The sequence below is a fragment of the Mycoplasma sp. 10961 genome (assembly GCF_055523525.1).
This window is the reverse complement of sequence record NZ_JBVFVD010000001.1, coordinates 69,395-89,417: the sequence shown is the minus strand read 5'-3', so window position 1 is coordinate 89,417 and position 20,023 is coordinate 69,395. Positions and strand designations below refer to the sequence as shown.

The following is a 20,023-nucleotide window of genomic DNA, read 5'->3' as shown; positions in this document are numbered from 1 at the left end:
AATTTATTTATTATCTTGGAGCTATTAAATAAGCTCCAAATTTTCCTTTCCCTGTTGCTATAATGCTATCTTTGTTATTTTCAGTTGTATGCCTAAAATTCTCTCCTAATAATTTTTCCTTAACATAGTAATTTGAATTAAGAGATATTCTTGATTCATTTTCCAGTGAATCAGAATAAAGAATTAAAATCAAAGTACCATCTTCATTTAATCTCAGGGTTGTATTATGTCCTTTAAAATCATTATCATTACCGGAAAACTCTAATACTTTGTCTAAATCTCACCAAATATATTTTTCATCCATTTCACGCAGTGAAATGTAATTTTGCCGAAGTTGAATTAATTTAGATATTAAGTTATAAGATGAAGATTGATCACTAGTAATACTTTCAATTGATCCTTCACCTACTGAAGCGCCAGTTTGCACTACTACAGCATCATTTTTTGCTTCTTTAAAATAAACTGTTTTCTTAGGATCATTTCAGTAATATGCTTCCCTTACTTTAGTATCATCATCACTTTTTGGTCCACCTTGCATTAAAATTTCATTTCCATTGTATAAGGTAGGTAGTCCACCACGAGATAATAATGAGAAAATTGCGGAAATGTAACGATATCTTTCTTTGTCAGTTAGTTTATGTGGCTCATCATTAACTTCAGTTTCACGTAATTGTCATTTAAATTTGTTAATCCATCTTTCAACGTCGTGATTATCTAAAAATGGAATTCATTCACGTTTTTGTCCTTTATAATCAGTTAATGATTTAATTAAGTTTAATTCATCCCCTGGATGAATTCAAACATTATTAACATCATCTTTTCACTTAGTTCCATCAATTAATGAACTAAGTGCTTTTTGCCCAGTTTTACTAAATCAATTACCTTTGGCTTTATCATCAGATGAACTTCCTCATCATTCACCAAACATAAAGGCAGTTTCTGATGATCTTGAAATATTATTTTGATTTGCTTTAAGATATTCTTGTTCAATAACCTTTCTAAATTCAGCCATTAAATCAACCTCTAAACCTTTATTAGAAGTATTTTTATAAATATTTTCTGAGTCAAAGAAATGATAAAATGCATCATATCTAAAACCATCTACACCTTTAGCAGCTCAAAACTTATGTACATTTAACATCTCTTGTAATAATTCAGGATTCTTTAAATTTAGATCTGGCATACCAGATCAAAATTCTGCGGCTCATTTATAGTCAGTATTTGGAATATTTTTACCAGGTTCATTTACATAAATAAAGTTTTGCCGTATATCGTCGGTTCCTTCTTTAGCGTGACCATCAGAATTTTTATCATACATATAGTAATAATTTTTATATTTAGGATCACCTTGCAAGGCCTTTTGGAATCAAGGGTGTTCGTACGAAGTATGGTTAATAACTACGTCAATAACCACCCTAATTCCCTTCGCATGGGCCGCTGTTAAAAATTCATCAAAAGCTTGCATCCCTCCAAGTTCAGGAGCAACGTCAGTATAATCAATTACATCATACCCGTGGTATGATGAAGCTGGGTGAATAGGCGAAAGGTATAAAGTATCAATACCTAGATTAACAAAGTAATCTAGGTTATTTTTTAAACCAATAAAGTCACCAATTCCATCATTATTTCCATCAGCAAATGAATATACTGTTAGTTGGTACATAACATTGGATCTTTTAGCTTCTTTATTAAATGGAGCAATTGAAGCAACATTAGTTGCTTCATCACTATAAGTAAGATTCGTTAAATTTTGTGATCTTACTTTTTGAGCAAAACTTTCATCACCTCAATTTAATAAGGTTTTAGAGTTTTGTAACTTTTTAAGTTCGTTAACTTTAGTTTCGTTTAATTTATTGGGGTTGCCTGGTAATGTAATAGTAGGGGGAGTAGGCTGTTGATTATTAGAACCACCGGGATTTGTAGGGGGAGGTGTTATATCTCTTATGCCTGGATCAGGATCCGGGTTTGTTATTGTTTCAGGAACCTTAGTACAAGCAACACTAATAATTAGTGGAGTTGAAATTAAGGCTAAATTAAATATCTTTTTTAGTTGTTTTTTCATTTACAATATTACCTCTTATATATAAATTAAAATAACAAATAATCTATTTTTAAAATAGATTATTTAATTATATTAATTATTATTGTGTTGTACTTCCTGAAGAATCAGTATTTGTTGTTGGTTTAATATTTGCTTCTTGTTTAATTCAATCTAAAGTTCACTTAACAACACGAGCTTTATTTAAGTATGTATTAAAGTATAGTTTAACAACTTTATCAATGTCAGTATCCATGATTTTAGTAAATTTTGGATTATTATCATCACCAGAGCTTGTTTCTTTTGCATAAGCAGCAACAAATTTCTTAGCTTTTTCTTTAATATCATGCAATGTTTTTTCTGGTTCAGTTGATGGAGTTTGTGCTTCCGCAGTTTCAGAATGTGTTGTTGCAGAATTTTGAGTTACACTAGGTAATTTATTAGCTAATTCTTTAATAAAGTTTCTAATAGTTTGTTCTTTATTATTATTTTCGCCATCGCCATTTATCCCAAAAATTTCTTTTTCAATTTTACGAACATGCAAAGCATCACCACTAGTATGTTTCATACTAGTATAAGATGGGTCGGTGGTAGAATCACTAACTCCATCTTTTAAAAGTTCTTTAGCAACTAATCAATCTTTATCATCCTGAGCACCACTACCATTAATTTCTTTTCCTTTTAAATTAGAGACATCTGCAATACCTAAAAGGGATGCAACAGTATTTCTTAAAGGTAAAATATCTTTTAAGTTTGGCTCAGTTATTTTATTAAACTGTTCCTCAATATGTTTATAAAGATTATCTAAAATACCTTGGCGATCAGTTACTTTAATATAGTTTGCCTCTGCTTTAGGATCTGTGTCAGTATTACCAGAAGTATTTGTCCCGCCTTTTGTTCAAAAACTATCTACAAATTCCTTACCTTCATAAGAAGAAGAAGAAGAATCCTTTTTATATGGGAAGATTTTCTGGAAAATATCATCTCATTTAGGTTCTTGTGTATTTTGAGAATTATTAGTTGTATAATGATCTTTTAATTCACTGAAAATTACCCTCACACGAGCCACATTTAAATAAACATTTAAATATGAATCAACATATTTTTTACGATCTTCATCACTTAAAGTGTCATCTTTACGGTAAACATTAACAAAATCTTGCACTTTTTTATTTATATCATCCCTAATCTTTTGCATTCCTTCAGTTGTTGTAGACCCATTAGAAGCGCTAGACACAATTTGAGTTTCAGAAGCATTTTTTTTATTTTTAATATCATGCTTAAGTGCAGTTTCTAATTTAGTAATTAAAGAAGTTATTTTATTTACAGTATCACCATTTGCACCAAAGAAATGATTTTCAAGTTTTCGAACGTGTAATTCATTATTTTCTTTTTCATTATTATAACCAGTTGCATTAAGTTTTAATAAATCTGCCTTGATTAAGTGTTTATGTTCTTGATTATTTCCATGTAAATCATTAATATTACTAATCCCTAAGATAGCTGCCATAAAGTTACGTAATGGTAAAATATCACCTAGTTTTAAGTCTGTATAAATATCTGATCTTAATAATGTTTCTTTATAAATATCTTGTTTTTGTTCATCAAATTTATAATAGTTTTTCTCTGATGATGCATTAGTTTTATCATTATCAGTACTTCAAGTTGAAGTTACTTTTTTAGTGTTTTCTTGCTCGTTGGTTTGAGCACCATCTTGGGTTGTTGGAGATTGGCTAGTTGTTTCACTATTTGAACCTTGTGATCCAGTTTGTCCGTTTGAAATGGTACTGTTAGATTGTGAAGCTGAGTCTTGAGTGCTAGGTCCTGTAGAACCTGGTTCTGTTGCTTTACCTGATTCTCCATCACTTGTAGATCCATTTTGAGAATTACCTGAGGAAGTTTGATCAGTTTCAGAGTTTGCTTGTCCGCTCTTATTTGAAGCATCAGTATTGCTTGTGTCACTAGTAGAGTCTACATTATCAGGTTTTTGTGTTTCTTGTTGTTTGTCTTGTTCAGTACTAGTTGTTCCAGAATTCTCACTACTATTATTTTTTTCTGTTTCTGATTCATCCGGTTTTGTTGGACTACTATCTTGATTGTTAGTTCCATCATTAGTAGGTGGTGTGGGTTCAGGAAGAGCAGGTTTTTCCGGATTAACTGTACCAGTTGAGCCATTATCAGTACCATTGTTTGTTTTTTCTTCATCCTGTTGGTTTGCACCAGTTCCTGGTTCTTCTGTTGCTGGATCTTTTGGAGCGGGGGCAGGATTTGGGTCGGTCTTAGGAGGTTCTTGGGTACCTTTATCATTGGCAGGCTCTTTGGTTGGGTCTTTTGGAGTTGGATCATTAGGACCTGGGTTAGGAGGTACATTTCCTTCTTTAGGTGGTTCTTGGTTAGCATTACTATTAGTTGGATCTTTTGGTGCTGGGGCAGGGTTTTGCGCTTGCTCGCCATTTGATGTTCTAAATTTTTGATCAATATTGAAGTCTACATTATCATTAACTTCAATTTCATCAACTTCATATTCTTTATTCTTAGTTAACCCTGTAATAACTATTTTGTATTCATCTTCTCCCAGTTTTGTTAAATTTGATACTGTAAAGGTATAATCTTTATCATCGATTTTAACATCTAATTTATCAGTAGATGTTAAACCAGTAATTTTAACTGCTAATTCAGCAGAATTTTCAGTTGTTTTAAGTACTCTGAAACTTTTTAGAGCGTAATTATTAGTATTTTGTCCATTTTTAGGGTTACCATTGCCTGGCTCTTTAGTTGGATCTTTTGGAGCGGGGGCAGTGTTTTGCGCTTGCTCTCCATTTGATGTTCTGAATTTTTGATCAATATTGAAGTCTACATCATCGTTAACTTCAATTTCATCAACTTCATATTCTTTATTCTTAGTTAAACCTGTAATAACTATTTTGTATTCATCTTCGCCTAATTTAGTTAAATTTGATACTGTAAAGGTATAATCTTTATCATCGATTTTAACATCTAATTTATCAGTAGATGTTAAACCAGTAATTTTAACTGCTAATTCAGCAGAATTTTCAGTTGTTTTAAGTACTCTAAAACTTTTTATTGAGTACTTACTAATATCTTGACCATCTTTACCTGGTGTACATGATACAGCGGTAAATGTGGTTATAGATATTAAATTAGTTGTTATTAATAAAAATTTTCGTAATTTCATAAGCTATATGTCCTCAATATTATATTTATATATTTTTGTTAATTTAAATTAAGGATTTATTTAATAAAAAATATATATACTTGTTTAAAATTAAATATCTCCTTAATTTAATTTTAATATATATATATATATATATGAGAAGAAAACCAATATGTTGGTGGTGGTATGGACTGTTCAAGATAAAAATTAATGACATTCATAAGATTTTGTGCATTTTATATAGAATTTTTAATACTTTATCAGCAAATTAAAGAATATATTAATGTATAGTATATAGTTATAACATATAAAATATACAATCTGGAAACGTTTCCATATAATTCAATAATATGAGAATTTTTATGCTTATTTTAGACATGATATTTATTAAATTTTTAAAATAACTTTGGGAAAAATATATAAAATGTTGAAAATTATTAAAATTCAAAAGAAAGCCAGGACATGATTCTTTTCCAAAAAACAAATTACAAAACAAAAAAATTTTATTTAGTAATTTTTAAAAATTATTATATAATAAAGCAGCAATGCATAAAGACAGCAACTGCTTTATTAATAATCTTAAAGCTTAATATGTTGCCTAATGTATGTCTTCATTTCTAGTATTGCAAATATAAATATTTTGAAAGGGGGCTTAAATGGCAGAATCAAAATTTAAAGAAGCTAAAAAAGAAGTTGTTCTTGAAATTTCAAATAAAATTAAAAATTCAGTTGCTGTAGCTTTTGCTGAATACCGCGGGCTTACAGTTGCTGAATTAGAGAAATTTAGAGTTGAAGCAGCTAAAGTAGGCGTTGATGTAAAAGTATACAAAAACCGTTTATTCAAAATTGCTGCTGCTAATAATGGTCTAGCAGATCTAGAACAACATTTAGTTGGTCCTAATATCTTCTTGTTTTCAAACAATGATGGTATGTCAGCTGCAAAACTATTAGTATCATTTGCTAAAAAGCACAAACTAATGGTTGTAAAAGCTGGAACATTTGAAGGTAAAGTTATTGATGCTCAAGGTGTTAAAGATGTCGCAACTCTTCCTACTTATGAAGAAGCACTTGCAATTCTTGCGCGTTCAATAATGTCTCCTTTACAACAATTAGGTTTATCACTTAAAATGTATAGTGAAACACGATCAGAATAATTATTTTAAATATATAGAAGGGAAATTTAATTATGGCTAAATTAACAAAAGAAACATTTATCGAATCATTAAAAGAAATGTCAATTAAAGAAGTAATGGAATTAGTAGAAGCAATGAAAGAAGAATTTGGTATTGACCCAATGGCTGCTATGGCAGTTGCTGCTGCTCCTGCTGAAGGTGGAGCTGAAGAAAAAACAAGTGTTAAAGTTGTTTTAAAAGCAGATAACGGTAAGAAAATTCCAGTTATTAAAGCGGTTCAAGCAGTTCTTGGTCTTTCATTAATGGATGCTAAAAAAGTTGTAGATGCTTTACCAGCAGTTATTAAAGAAAACATTAAACCAGAAGAAGCAGAATCTATCCGTGCTACTTTAGCTGAAGCTGGTGCTGAAGTTTCAGTTGAATAATAAAACGTTAATGATTAATATATAAAAGTCTCCAACTTATAAAGGAGTACAAAAAGTTGACATATAAATGTCAACTTTTTTATTATCTATAATTTTAAAGTAACCTAAAAGTAAGTTTTATAAAGGAGAAAATGGTTTATCTTGTTTGAGATAATCCAATCAAATAGTTCTTAAAACACCGGGAAATTAAGTTTAATAATTTATGTTATAATTTTGATATCCCAGTGATATTGTTTAATAATAAAAATGGGTAAAAAATTAATATCAAATTAAGAAAAGGACAATATGTCAATATTTAATAATAAAATTAAGTTTTTGTTTAGGATGATAACAGGTTTTGTTAGTATTTCCGTTGTTTTTTATCTAAATTTCAATTCAAATAATAACTTAGTAACAAGTTCTACACACAAACAATATAACACTGAAACAGTAGAGTTTACAGCCCAAAAGGCTGGCTATTATGATTTTTTAATTTATCGAAGTGATAAGAATCATATTGCAAGAGATGTAGCATTCACATATGTTAAGAGTAAAACATACTAAAAAAGTAATTAATTCTTTAGGTTTATGTGTAGTAGCAACAATTCCTTTAGTTTTAAGTTCTTGTTCAAATGAAGTTACCGAGCCCTATTATTCTGATTTCAAAACACAAAATGGATATTCAGGAATTAGAAAACATTATCCAAGAGGAGGGGACGGAGAAAATGTTTTAGAAAATAAACACGCCTTTGATCAAGAGAAAACGTCATATTTTCCTTTATAGGTATAGGTGTTTATAAGTTAATTGATGATAACTTTAAAACATTAAATAATGAATTATTTAATCGTTTGGATGAAATAAACAAAGAGTATAGAAAAAAAGATAGGTTCACACCGGATGAACTGGATAAACTTTCGCAAGAAAGTGACTTAATAACTGATAAAATAGTTGCTAATTGACTGGAAAATCACCCTAACAACTGAAAAGATAGAATTTTTACTCTTATAAACAATCTTGATGATTTTCCAGAAGACTATAAAGAGATAAAGAATAAATTTAAAAACGTTGATTTTAATAAGCAAACCATTTTAATTATAAACGGATTAGATACTTATCATTATAGTTCTGGTGGACATGCCAAAGGCTCAGGATACTGAATTGACAACATTGAAATTACTAATAAGAAAATGATTATTAAATATATATATATATATATATTCCAGTGAGATCTAATAGTTCTATTGAAACCACAAATACTAGTATATCAAGGACAACTCATTTTGTTGTTGTTGATAAACTTACATCGCTTGATGATAAAAAAATTGAAATAATTGATTTAAGTATAAGTAATAATGTATAAACTAAAAAATTCTGTTGATAATCCTTCCCCAAAACATATACAAAGAACAATACCTTAAATAAAATAAAACTATTAAAAACTCCAACTTTCGTTGGAGTTTTTACTATCAAGGAATATCACAACCATTAAATGGTTCGAATTCGAAGTTAGCTTTAGATAATTTGTCCTTAAAATCTTGGTTTTGGAATATTTTAAAATTCTCAACTAACAAAATAATATCTTTAACATTCCCATCTAATTTAGCTAATTTAAAGATATCTTTAGCGATCATTAAAATTTCATCTTGATATTTATGATTTGGATAATCACTATTATCTAAATCATAATAGTGATTTATTTTGGATAATTTATCTTTAATATCCTGATCTTTGCCAATATAATCACCTTTTAAATATTTAAATAAATAAAAGATATATTTATTTACAACAGATGAAAAGTTTGAATTTCTGACAAAATTATTTCATGTTAATTCATGGAATAATTTATCCTCTTTATCCACAACTAATAAAAAGATTTTTCGAAAAGCATCATAAATTGATACTACATCAATGCTTCATGAAGTAATTGAATCTTTATTCTCAATTAAATCTTGGTATTTATACATTTCTTTCTCCTTCAGTTTCAAGCTCAAGAATTAAATCTTTTAGTTCTTGAGCTTTTACATAATTACGGTTAGATGCTTCTTTTAGCATCTCCTTAGTCAATTGTTCAATAAGGTATTTTTTACTTGCTTTTTTACCTTTTGTTTTAGTTTGCATTATCTTATTTACTGAAGCACTAAGTTGCTTATCTTCAAGTAAAGTAGGAATCTTTTTAACAACTGACTTAGGAATTATATTGTATTTTTCATTAAAATTTAATTGAATTTTCCGCTTTTCTTGATTATCGGCGATACATTTATGCATTGCTTCAGAAATAGTATCAGCATATAAAATGGCTTGACCATTAACATTACGCGAAGCTCTACCGACAATTTGGATTAAATTTGTTTCACTACGCATAAATCCGCCTTTATCAGCATCTAAAATAAGCACTTTAGAAACTTCTGGGATATCAACTCCTTCACGTAATAAATTAATACCAATAATTACATCATAGGTACCAAGTCTTAACTTTCTAATTATTTCATTACGTTCAAAAATAGTATGTTCGGAGTGAATATATGCAGCTTTGACATTTCTTTGCTGCATATATTCAGATAACTTTTCACTTGATTCTTTGGTAGTTGTTAAAATAATTGTCCGCTCATTGTTTTGTTTTTGAACTTCTAATATTTCGAAAATATCTTCAATTTGGTTTTTAGTGGGTTTGACAATAATCTCAGGGTCTATTAATCCAGTAGGCCTAACATACATTTTAGCAACTAAACCATTTGCTTTATTCAGTTCATATTGGCTTGGCGTAGCTGAAACATAAATTTTTTTAAACTCAAATTCTTCTTCAAATTCTTTTAATGATAAAGGTCGATTTTCTAAAGCAGATGGTAAACGAAATCCATACTCTACTAAACTACGTTTACGGGATTGATCCCCACTAATCATGGCATTGATTTGCGGAACCGTAATATGAGATTCATCAATAAAGATTAATGAATCTTTAGGAAAATAATCAAGTAAGGTATATGGCCTTTGGCCAAAATCTCTACCATCTAAATACATTGAATAATTTTCAATCCCTTTACACATTCTAAATTCTTTTAAATCATTAATATCATTTTTTACTCTTTGATTAATTCTTTCTTTTTCAATTAACTTATTTTCATTAGTAAAGTAAGTTAATTGACTTGCTAATTCTTGTTCTATTTTAGGAATAATTTGATCATAAATTGAATTTTCCGCTGCATATGCATCACCAGGTGATAAATTATAAATAGTTAGTGATTTAATAATATCTTTAGTTAAATGCTCAACTAATGATATTTCTTCAATATTATCTCCCCAGAAACTAATTTGCAAAGCATTAGTTTCTGAATCAGCAGGCCTAATAATTACAATATCTCCTTTAACAGAAAATTGGCCTGGACTTAAATCACTTACATCATTACGTTCATATTTAATATTTATTAATTTACGAGCAAAGTCTTGGATTGATATTTCTTGTTCAACATATACATTTAAAAAACTTTGCGAATAAATATCCGGGTTTAATGCACCATATATTGCACTAACTGAAGCAATCACAATAACATCCTTACGAGTTAAAAGTGAATTCACAGTTTTCATCCGCATTATCTCAATTTGCTCGTTAGTTTTTGAATCTTTTTCTATATAAGTATCTGTGCTTGAGATATATGCTTCAGGTCGATAATAATCAAAATACGAAATATAATATTCAACACAATTTTCAGGAAAAAAACCTTTTAATTCACTATATAGTTGACTAGCTAACGTTTTGTTGTGTGATAAGATTAATACAGGACGATCAAAATTTTGAATAATATTGGCAATAGTGAATGTTTTTCCAGATCCCGTAACACCAAGTATAACTTGGTGTTCGTGGCCTTTATCTATTCCTTTGCTGATACAGTCAATTACCTTTGGTTGGTCTCCACCAGGCTTAAAGTCAGAATTTAATTTATAAATCATATTAATAAATTATATATTTATTTTATAAATATAAAATTATTGTTAAAGTAGTAAAATATAATTATTAATAAGGAGTAAATAAATAATGAAAAAGAAAACTATATTTAGCTTACTAACTACTTTAAGCATTATTCCAATTGCTGCAGTAAGTTGTCAAGCACAAAACAAACCTGAGCCGGTTAAACCTGGCCCAGCGCCCGCCCCAATTATTCAAAACCCAGGAAACCCAGGAAACCCAGGAAACCCAGGAAACCCAGGAAACCCAGGAAACCCAGGAAACCCAGGAAACCCAGGAAACCCAGGAAACCCAGGAAACCCAGGAAACCCAGGAAACCCAGGAAACCCAGGAAACCCAGGAAACCCAGGAAACCCAGGAAACCCAGGAAACCCAGGAAACCCAGGAAACCCAGGAAACCCAGGAAACCCAGGAAACCCAGGAAACGAACCTAAACCCACTATTTCAGAAAACCAACAAAAACTTTTAGATTATTATGTCAATGCTACCAATAGACGTAGATTTGAATTAGATAATGGTGATTTTTTAAATCAAATTGAAGCATATCATAAAAGTGCTTATAATAATTTAAACGAAAAAGAAAAAGCAGTTATTGATTACCAAAAATCAATCACTAATCCCCAAACAAAAATTACTGAGTTTGATCAAAAAGCAACCCAATTGGGCTTAGACACATGAGAAAATCAAAAACTTAAATCTTTTACTGTTCCTAGTTATGATGCTAATGGTAAATTTTTAGGTTTAAATGTACAAAAGAAACTTATCCTACCACCAAGTAAATTAGAATCCGAAAATGCGCAATTAAATAATTCTCGTGGAATTGGTTTTGGTCGAACCTTAACTAATGATATTTATAAAAATATAGGCTTACAAACCTTTTCAATTAACATTGATAATTCAACTAAGAGTTCAAATCAAGAACACCATGGAACCGCTTGAATTATGGATTATGAATTAGCAGAAAATGGTAAATACCCTACCAAATGATATTTAGCCACAAACTTACACGTAGCAACTCATTTAAGTGAAAAAACTACTAAATTAGAATTACTTAGGTTAGATGCTGATGCTCCGCTTAATAAAACATTATCAGCTAAGAACAAGGCTAATGGATGGCCAGAAGCTTCTGATGAAATTCATTATAATGAATACTTTACTCAGTTTAATCTAGATTTAACTAAAGAAAATTTAAAAAACAAAGCAAAAGTCATATATAAAGCAATTGACTTTTTAAAAGCTGACCCTAAAGATTATTTAGTCGAATCTCAAAAACAAGAATATGCTAATTATAAAGAATATGCAGATTTTGCTGTTATTGAAATTGATTTGTCTGATGTAACTAGTAATGAAGGATTGAGCATTAATGCTCCTGCAGGTAAGGAAGCAAATGAGAACTTTAGAGATGCACAGGATTACTTGCAAAAATTAACTAATAATTTTGCAAGTAAAGAAGAAAATAAAGTTAAGTTTTTAAGTACATCATATTTAAAAGATTATGAAAAAATTAATACTAAATTAGCTAACTTTACGGAACTAACAACTGATCGCTTATATGCATTAGGATATCCACAATCTTTTGGATACCGTTCTGTTACTTGACCACAAAGTGTACAACAACAAGCTGATGATGGTACTAATCCATATGGTATTTTAAACTATGTAGAAAAAACCTATAATCTAGATTTAGGTAACAAGAATTTATGAACTAATGAACTGTCATTAAACCCTAAATACTTACATGTTCATACTGATAAAGAAGGTTTTGAATTTAAAGAAAATAAATCTATTACTGGTAATAGATTAACTCAGCATATTGGTGCTACTACCTTTAGTGATAAACCTGGTCTTTCAGATGCTTTTTTAACTTGAGGATTAATTCGGCAAACTGGTGATCCATTAACTACTGTTTATAATGGTCAAACAACTAATATGATGCAAATGGGGCTGTTATATGGTTTAGCTAACTATGAAGCTCCTGGAGGAGCTTCAGGTTCATCAGTGCGAAACCAAAAAAATGAATTAGTTGCAATCTTCCACTCAATTGCAAGTTCAAACCTTTTTGGAATGGCTGCTGCCTTTAGATCTGAAGGTTTTGACTATCAAGGTTTATATGGTGATTATAACTTACCTCAATATGATTTAGTATATGGTGGAGGTAAAGATCAAAATACCTCATATCGTGAAACTATGCTAAAAGAAAGATCAAATCTTAAAACAATGTTATTCCCTCAAGGGTTTAATAATATACCTGAAGAATTTAAATTTAAATAAGAAAGATATTAATTATGAAGAAAAAATGATATTTATTACTTACAACTTCCTCTTTAGTTTTGCCTCTTGCAATGGTAAGTTGCGGTAATACCCAAGAACCTACCAAACCAGTAGAGCCTGCACCAGTAAGTCCTGCTCCAGCGCCGGTGCAGCCAAATCCAGCGCCTATTAACCCAAATCCTGGTAATGGTAATTCTACTGGTCAAGTCCCAGCTGACCCTAATCCACCCGAAAAGGTAGATAACCCAAATCAAAATAATACTCAAACAAATACACCACCAAACAAGGGCAATAATACAACTCAAAATCCTAATCAAGAGTTAAACGATGTAGATCAAACTCGTTTGGATTACTTTGTTAACTATGATAATGCACAAAGGTTTGATTTTGACAATAAGTTTGTAGTGGATCAATTAAGACAAATTAATGAAGTACACAGAAATAATCAGCAAATTCAACAAGCACAGCGCGATGTATTACAATTACAACATAATCTTGATACAAATCAATCATACAAAGATAAATATGATGATCTTGCTAAAAGGCTGGGACTTGACAATTTTGATAATTCGCGTTACAAATCCTTTACTATACCAAGCTATAATGAATCTGGACTAATTAATGGTTTAAATATTCAAAAGAAAGTAGTTATTCCTCCAAGTGATATTGAAAATTTATTAGTTGGTGCAAATAAAGCCCATGGTAAAGGACTAGGAAGAACTTTAACACATGAAAAATACAAAGACGTTGCACTAGAAACTTTTGCAATTACTATTGATAATTCAGGCAATAATTCAGCTAATCCAAATGATCCCTATGCTGGAAGACAATATTCAGGTACAGCATGAATATTAGATTATGAACTATCTGAAGATGGTAAATACCCAACTAAATGATATTTAGCAAGCAACTTGCATGTAGTTTCATACCTTGGACAAGATACTAAAACCTTTTGAATTGGCCGCGTTGATGAAGATACACCATTAAACCAAACTATTTCCACTAAAGATAGACTAGAATCTGAAAAAGATTCACAAGGCGTATTTAATCAATGATTTACTAAATTTAAAATTGATTTAACAAAACCTGAATTAAGAAATAAAATTAAGCTTGTTTATACAGGTGTGGACTTTCTTAAAAAAGACCCTAAAGATTTTTTATCCCAAAAACAGCAATCAGAATTTGCTGAATATAAAGAGTATGCAGATTTAGCAGTTTTCGAAATTGATTTTTCTAATGTAAATGATAAAAGTGCTTTGGCAATTTATAGTCCAAAACCTAATTCAAATGCATTTTTAAATACTGAAGATTTTTTAAAGCGTTTAACTAACAATTATGCTACTAAAACAGAAGATAAACAAACTACCTTCCTAAAAGATTCGTATTTAAAAAATTACGAACCTATTGATACACCTTTAGCAAACAATAATGCAAGCACTGCAAATTCAAAAGATTACTTACTTGCCCTAGGTTATCCTTCAAATTTTGGTCATGGTATCCCAATACCTCAAAACCAAGCAAACAACCCTCAAGCGGCCCAAAAATATATTGAAGAAACTTATAATATTGATTTAGGTCAAATGAATCTTTGAACTAATAATGTTGCTAAAGATCCTAGTTACTTATTAATTGATAAAGTTACTTCTTATGATTCATTAACTAAAATACCTGAAATTGTAGGTAACCGTTTAACAAACCATGTTTCAGTAACTACCTTTAAAGATAAATCTGGTGTTTTTGATTCGTTTTTAACTTGGCCTCTTGTTAATAATATTGAAGCACCTTTAACTGTTACTTACAATAATAAATCAACTAAACTAATTCAAATGGGACTTGGGTATGCACTTGCTAACTATGAAGCTCCTGGAGGAGCTTCAGGTTCATCAGTACGAAACCAAAAAAATGAATTAGTAGGAATCTTCCACTCAATTGCTAATAATACACTTTTTGGGATGGCCGCCGCTTTTAGATCTGAAGGATTTAATTACCAAGGATTATTTGGTGATTATAATTTACCTCAATATGATTTAATATACGGAGGAGGCAAAGACCAACAAAATTCATATAAAGAATCACTTGCCAAGTTATATCCAAATATCAAAACTCGCTTATTTAAAAACGGAGTAAGTGCAGAATACCCTGAATTTAAATTTAACAATTAATACTTTTAATCCAACATAATATGTTGGATTTTTAGGCATAATAAATAAACTAATAATTGGAGAATTATGAAGAAAAAAATACAATGAATTTTTAACATAGGTGCTTTAACCTTACCTTTTGCTTTGGTAAGTTGCCAAACCAAGCCACAAGACCCCGCACCAAGAACTGAACCTGGTCCTGGCAACCCTGGACCTGTTAATCCAGCACCAACCCCAACACCACAATTGACTCAGGAACAAAAAGATAATATTGATTTTTATTTAAAACAAAATAATGCGGGCCGTTTTGACCTTGAAAATAAAAACATGGTTGACCAATTAAAACTATTAAACAAACAAAAGCAAAATTCGCAATACCAAGATGGTGTTGTTTATCGTAACCAAAATAAATTAGCTACATCACCTGAAAATGCCCAAAAATTTGATACTTTAGCTAAAACATTAAACCATGATACTTTTGACAATCAAAGATATAAATCAAATACAATTCCAAGTTATAAAGAAAATGGGGAAATAGACGGATTAAATATCCAGGTTAAATGAGATTTTTTAAGTAATAAAACTGAAGAGAGCTATGCTAAATTAAATGATAATCCTGGTAAAGGTTTAGGACGAATTTTAAACAATCAAAGTTATAAAGAAATTGCTATGCAAACTTATTCACTTAACCTTTACAAAGGTATCAATAGTTCATACTTTGGAACGGCTTGAATTATTGATTATGAACTTTCAGAAAATAATCAATATCCGACTAAATGGTATATTGCAACTAATTTGCATGTTGCAAATGAATTTACCAAAGATACAACTTACTTTAATTTAACAAGATTAGATCCAGAAGCTCCTTTAAAAACTAATTTAACAATGCGTGAGCGAAATAATAATGATAATAAGCCTTTAAATGAATATTTCACAACTTTTAATATTAACTTAGAAGTTCCAAGCCTCAAAGATCGTGTTAAAATAGTCTACCGTGCTGTTGATTTCTTAAAAGCAGACCCAAAGGATTATTTGTCACAAGAACAAAAAGCCCGCTTTTCTGAATTCAAAGAGTATGCTGATTTTGTGGTTATTGAAATAGATTTTAGCAACCTGGATTCTAAGGTTGGTTTAGAAATTAAAAATCCTAAAAATAATAATTCCTTTGAAAATCCAGCTGATTTTCTAAAAAAACTTACGAATGATTTTGCGAATAAACGGGAAATTAAATTCTTAAATGAATCTTATTTATCAAACTATGAAAAAATAGATCAACCACTCGCCAATAGTGATTGATCTCAAAAAGATACCTTACTAGCTCTAGGGTTTCCAAAAGAATTTAGTGCTAATAATTTATCATGACCAAGAAATTTGACTACAGAAAAAGATATTGTAAATTATGTTGAAGAAAGATATAATTTTGATTTTAATTTTAGAAACTTGTGAACAAATCAAGTTTCTAAAAATCCTAAGTTTATTAATTTAAATCAAACAACTGGTCAACTCGATATGAATCCTAACACTAATATAATAGGAAATCGCCTAACTAATAATCCAGCTGTAACTACTTTTAAAAATAAACCAGGGGTTTATGATGCATTTTTGGCTTGACCACTCGTAGATACTGATACAAACCCATTAAAAACTGTTTATAATGATAAAACAACAAGTCTCATCCAAATGGGCTTGGGGTACGCTTTAGCAAACTATGAAGCTCCTGGTGGAGCTTCAGGATCGTCAGTTCGCAATGATAAAAATGAATTAGTTTCCATCTTCCACTCTGTGGGTCCTGATACATTACTTGGTATGTCATCTGCCTTTAGATCTGAAGGATATAATTACCAAGGATTATATGGCAAATATAACTTACCTCAATACGATTTAATATACGGAGGAGGTAAAGACCAAGCAGAAGGTAATTCATACCGCGAGGCACTTGCTAAAATTAACCCTAATATGAAAACACATGTTTTTAAGGAAGGTGTTAATAAAGAATATTCACAATTTAAATTTAATAACTAAAAACCAAACAATATTAATTGCTTGGTTTTTTAAATATCTTTAATAAAATTATGCGTTTTCTTTTTAAAATTTATCAATATTTTCTCATAAGGTAAAACAAGAGCAAAATATAAATATTTTTCCGGAGTATCAAAAATTTCCTTATCAGTTAAATCATAGTTTACTTTATTGATAAATAAAACTCTTGATTTTTTAGTAAATAAGATACTAATTCTTTTTGGTTTTAAAAATTTTTCCTCATATAGATTTTTTAATTCACTAAGGGTAAGAAAATTTTCATCTGATAGACCATTATTATACGATCTTCATTCTTCTATTTTGTCCCAGTCAATTTTAACTATAAAATAATTCTTTAAATGAAGATGTACAATATATACTAAAAAGATAAAAACAGATATAGATGACAGAAGAAAAAATGGAATTCCAGGGTATGGGGTTGTATCTATTAATAAGAAAAGCATTGGTATATAAATCGAAAATATCTTTGTTGAAATCATTATGATATGTGATAATATTGAAGCATCATTAAATAACTTAGATCTCTTTTGAAAGTATAAACTATATTTATCATAAAGGTCCTTTAGTGCTTCGAAAAACCAGTCATCAATTTTTATACTATTTTCCATAAAATATTTTTGTGTGGCACCAAAGCCCAAAAAATATAATGTAGCATTTATTAAACCAAGGTTTTTAGTTTTTTTATTAAGTACAAAAATAAAAATAGCATATAAAAACCAAAGCAAAGAAAGTATTGCAAATCCCACAATAATAGCTATATGCAGCATATAATTTAACCTAAATTATCCTTTAAGTTTTTGTTACTGTATTTGCTGCGTATATATTCATATGTATATGTTTTGTTATTTTTAGTAACCGTTCGTTTAACTTTTATAAGGTTATATCTTGCGAGTTCGGATTTACTCATACTAAGCATTTCCTTACGAGTAAAAATCTTACCATCAATTAAGCGCTTAAACAGTCTGTTTGTACCCCCAGTTCCTCCATATTTATACGATTTATCTTGTGGAGATTCAGAAATAACTACAATTTTATTTAGGCTTTTAAATTCTTCTCATTCTTGTTTATTTTTCTGTTTTAATTCATTAGTCTCTCAGATATTAAAATGAATATTCATTAATTCATCCAAGTCTTTTTTTAACTCATCATATGATACTATCACAGAATTTACATCATAAATAAAACTTATAACAGATAACATAGTTGCTGTCGATTTTGATAAAACTCTGGCAGCTTCTTGCTTTAAGGCTTTTAGTTCATCCTGAAGTAAAAAAATATCAAAAGCTGCCTTTCCCATATCTTTACTAATTGATAACAAACCATCATCTCGCAAAGAATCTAACATACCAAGTGTTTTTTTAATAGAATTAGATTTTGTAATATTAACTGATTTAATATAATTAAGAATAATTATTATGATACTTAATGAAATACTAAGGGCTCCTGCAGGCGGTCATAAAAAAGCAATCAGGCTAGCACCAACTGCTGCAAATGATAAAACTAAAATAGCAGTATCTATATCTTTAATAGTTTGCATCGAGTGCTGTAATTTTTTTAATAAAACATCTTTTTGTATTAGTTCTTGTTTTGTTTTTTGTAACATAATATGCAATATTTTCGAAGATTCTGAATCTTTATTATTAATATCATTGTTAACGTACCAATTTAGTTCAGTTTTAATAATTTCAGGAGCACTATTTTTAAGGTTTTCTTGTTCAGTCTTTTTTAATGGTGTTGTAATTACAGAATATAAATGTGCATAGGATAGTATAGGGTTTTGATCTATGCTAAAAATTCTTTCATTTATATACTTTAAATTTTGTTCTTCGTTAGTAACCACCACCTTAGACAAAACATCTGTAATAGCTTTATTACGGTATTTGTCGAATTCATCGTGTGTATTTTTTTCTAAAATTTTGTTTAATTCAGTCGGATTTTTAAGCTTTGCTTTTATATCAGAAGCCTTAACTTGTGATAAATATTCTTTTGCTTTATTAATATCATTTTGTTGAATATTTGTAGTTTTTAAATGTTGCTGACTCACATTATTTATAACACCTGGTGCATTTGCTGCTTGTACAATATCTAATGAACTAATGAAATGTTTTTTTATTTTCATAGGGGATCCTTTTCTTTTTTGCTTTTATAAAGTTTGTCTAATGGGAGTATAAGTAAAAAATTTTTATAATCATCTAATGATGTAAAAATTTTTTTGTCATAATTATTAATATTTAATTCAATTTTCATTCTCTTATTTTTAAATTCTTTGTCTTTTAGGAAAAATTTACCATTTTTATTGTTGAAATTAATAAAAAAATTTGAATATTTGGTATGAAAATAATTTTCATCAGGTAACTCGCGGTTAAATAACCACCATTCATGAAGTAATTCAGTTGATTTATAGTTTGGGATAGTTAATTTATTATTTCCAACTTTGTAAATAATAAAGAAACTTATAAATACAAAAATACAGTTTATGATTGTAAATATAATAATAGATATATAATATTCTTCATACATCAACCTAAGAAACACAAAACCGCTAAACCCAGAGAAAAAAGTATAAATTTTCAGAATTTTATTTCACTTTGTAGATTTATCTGTGTAGATACAATCTTTTAGATATTTATCATATCTTGATATAAGCAACATCATAATCTTAAAATATTCTTCATTTAATTTTAATTTATTTCTCATAAAAAAATCTTTAGTAGATCCATTTAATAAGGCAAAAATATTACAAAATGGTATTAGATAACTTTTTCGTTTTAAATGGTTTTCTCTAATATAACAAAACTGGATAATTATATGAATTCCAATCATAAGCATTGCAATAATATAAAAATATTTATAAAAAAA

General features: G+C 29.2%; 14 protein-coding genes. 7 read left to right on the top strand and 7 right to left on the bottom strand.

The window, feature by feature from the left end; all coding sequences use genetic code 4:
- Nucleotides 1–10: 10 nt before the first annotated feature.
- The gene (locus AC0B4T_RS00380) at nucleotides 11–2,062 is read right to left on the bottom strand and encodes an alpha-amylase family glycosyl hydrolase (protein ID WP_465102670.1); all 2,052 of its coding nucleotides are present in this window, start codon (nucleotides 2,060–2,062) and stop codon (nucleotides 11–13) included.
- A gap of 79 nt (nucleotides 2,063–2,141) precedes the next feature.
- Nucleotides 2,142–5,234, bottom strand: coding sequence for a hypothetical protein (locus tag AC0B4T_RS00375; protein ID WP_465102669.1), 3,093 nt, complete (start codon nucleotides 5,232–5,234; stop codon nucleotides 2,142–2,144).
- Between the two features lie 635 nt (nucleotides 5,235–5,869).
- Between AC0B4T_RS00375 and rplJ the strand changes: the two genes are divergently transcribed.
- From rplJ to AC0B4T_RS00355, 4 genes are all read left to right on the top strand, one after another.
- Entirely contained in the window at nucleotides 5,870–6,367 is a 498-nt protein-coding gene (gene rplJ, locus AC0B4T_RS00370) for a 50S ribosomal protein L10 (protein ID WP_465102668.1), read from the top strand.
- A 32-nt stretch (nucleotides 6,368–6,399) separates the two neighbouring features.
- Nucleotides 6,400–6,771, top strand: coding sequence for a 50S ribosomal protein L7/L12 (rplL, locus tag AC0B4T_RS00365; RefSeq protein ID WP_465101833.1), 372 nt, complete (start codon nucleotides 6,400–6,402; stop codon nucleotides 6,769–6,771).
- A 520-nt stretch (nucleotides 6,772–7,291) separates the two neighbouring features.
- The gene (locus tag AC0B4T_RS00360) at nucleotides 7,292–7,534 is read left to right on the top strand and encodes a hypothetical protein (RefSeq protein ID WP_465102667.1); all 243 of its coding nucleotides are present in this window, start codon (nucleotides 7,292–7,294) and stop codon (nucleotides 7,532–7,534) included.
- A 65-nt stretch (nucleotides 7,535–7,599) separates the two neighbouring features.
- Nucleotides 7,600–8,082 carry a hypothetical protein gene (locus tag AC0B4T_RS00355; RefSeq protein WP_465102666.1) on the top strand — a complete coding sequence of 161 codons (483 nt, stop codon included), beginning with the start codon at nucleotides 7,600–7,602 and terminating at the stop codon, nucleotides 8,080–8,082.
- 132 nt (nucleotides 8,083–8,214) lie between these two features.
- On the opposite strand, the gene AC0B4T_RS00350 is transcribed toward AC0B4T_RS00355, so the two are convergent.
- A complete protein-coding gene (locus AC0B4T_RS00350) occupies nucleotides 8,215–8,715 on the bottom strand; it encodes a hypothetical protein (protein ID WP_465102665.1) in 501 nt (166 codons plus the stop codon).
- On the bottom strand, nucleotides 8,708–10,696 hold the full coding sequence (uvrB, locus tag AC0B4T_RS00345) for an excinuclease ABC subunit UvrB (RefSeq protein ID WP_465102664.1): 1,989 nt from the start codon (nucleotides 10,694–10,696) through the stop codon (nucleotides 8,708–8,710). Before uvrB ends, AC0B4T_RS00350 begins: the two co-directional genes overlap by 8 nt.
- A gap of 85 nt (nucleotides 10,697–10,781) precedes the next feature.
- Between uvrB and mip (AC0B4T_RS00340) the strand changes: the two genes are divergently transcribed.
- The 3 genes from mip (AC0B4T_RS00340) to mip (AC0B4T_RS00330) all read left to right on the top strand — a co-directional run bounded on the left by mip (AC0B4T_RS00340) (nucleotide 10,782) and on the right by mip (AC0B4T_RS00330) (nucleotide 17,146).
- Nucleotides 10,782–12,983: an Ig-specific serine endopeptidase MIP gene (gene mip, locus AC0B4T_RS00340; protein ID WP_465102663.1), complete on the top strand. Its 2,202-nt coding sequence runs from the start codon at nucleotides 10,782–10,784 to the stop codon at nucleotides 12,981–12,983.
- Between the two features lie 14 nt (nucleotides 12,984–12,997).
- Nucleotides 12,998–15,145, top strand: coding sequence for an Ig-specific serine endopeptidase MIP (mip, locus tag AC0B4T_RS00335; RefSeq protein ID WP_465102662.1), 2,148 nt, complete (start codon nucleotides 12,998–13,000; stop codon nucleotides 15,143–15,145).
- Nucleotides 15,146–15,211: 66 nt separating this feature from the next.
- A complete protein-coding gene (gene mip, locus AC0B4T_RS00330; RefSeq protein WP_465102661.1) occupies nucleotides 15,212–17,146 on the top strand; it encodes an Ig-specific serine endopeptidase MIP in 1,935 nt (644 codons plus the stop codon).
- A gap of 29 nt (nucleotides 17,147–17,175) precedes the next feature.
- Here the strand turns inward: mip (AC0B4T_RS00330) and AC0B4T_RS00325 are convergent, their stop codons facing one another.
- From AC0B4T_RS00325 to AC0B4T_RS00315, 3 genes are read right to left on the bottom strand one after another with little or no spacing between them, the layout of a single operon-like run.
- Entirely contained in the window at nucleotides 17,176–17,931 is a 756-nt protein-coding gene (locus tag AC0B4T_RS00325; RefSeq protein ID WP_465102660.1) for a hypothetical protein, read from the bottom strand.
- Between the two features lie 5 nt (nucleotides 17,932–17,936).
- On the bottom strand, nucleotides 17,937–19,283 hold the full coding sequence (locus tag AC0B4T_RS00320; RefSeq protein WP_465102659.1) for a hypothetical protein: 1,347 nt from the start codon (nucleotides 19,281–19,283) through the stop codon (nucleotides 17,937–17,939).
- Entirely contained in the window at nucleotides 19,274–19,861 is a 588-nt protein-coding gene (locus AC0B4T_RS00315) for a hypothetical protein (protein WP_465102658.1), read from the bottom strand. The genes AC0B4T_RS00320 and AC0B4T_RS00315 overlap by 10 nt, the downstream gene beginning before the upstream one ends.
- Nucleotides 19,862–20,023: the final 162 nt, after the last annotated feature.